We start from the raw sequence: 867 nt of genomic DNA, 5'->3' as shown, positions 1-867 counted from the left end.
CTGCTGTCGACGGCGATCGAGCCGTAGGTTCCAGTTGCCGAGCCATTGATCGACCAGGTGGCAGTGGCCGCATGGTCGATGTCGCTTGAACTGAACTGGCCGCTGACGCTGAGGGTGGTGTCTTCTTGCACCGCGCCGACATCGTTGCCCGATGCGAAGCTGAGTACGGGCGCATCGTTGCTGCCGGTGACAGTCACGGTCACCTGCTGGGTGTCGACCCCGCCGAGGCCATCGCTGACCTGGATGGTGAACACTTCATCGTGASTCTCGCCGGCCTKCAACGACTGCACGGCACTGGCGACGCCATTGGTGCCGTTGGCCAAGGTGTAAGTCCATTGACCGGTGCTGTCGACGGYGATCGAGCCGTAGGTGCCGGTATTGGACCCGGCAATGCTCCAGGTGGCGGTGGCCGCATGATCAATGTCGGTCGAACTGAACTGGCCACTGACGCTGAGGGTGCTGTCTTCCTGCACCGCGCCGGCATCGTTGCCGTTGGCGAAGCTGAGTACGGGTGCATCGTTGCTGCCGGTGACGGTGACAGTCACTTGCTGGGTGTCGACGCCGCCCAGGCCGTCGCTGACCTGGATGGTGAACACTTCGTTGTGACTCTCGCCGGCCTGCAGCGACTGCACGGCACTGGCGACGCCATCGCTGCCGTTGGCCAGGGTGTAAGTCCATTGGCCSGTGCTGTCGACGGCGATCGAGCCGTAGGTGCCGGTATTGGACCCGGCGATGCTCCAGGTGGCGGTGGCTGCATGGTCGATGTCGCTTGAGCTGAATTGGCCGCTGACGCTGAGCGTGCTGTCTTCCTGCACTGCACCAAGCTCGTTGCCGCTCGCGAAGCTGAGTACCGGTGCGTCATTGCTG

General features: G+C 63.5%; 1 protein-coding gene. It reads right to left on the bottom strand.

Features of this window, described 5'->3' with window-relative positions:
* Nucleotides 1–867: VCBS domain-containing protein (locus AC1DLB_RS31075; RefSeq protein ID WP_477786413.1), on the bottom strand; the 867-nt coding region annotated here is incomplete at both ends.

The organism is Pseudomonas sp. 05N434 (assembly GCF_056396965.1).
The sequence above is the reverse complement of the archived record's forward strand: the minus strand, read 5'-3'. Positions and strand labels throughout refer to the sequence as shown.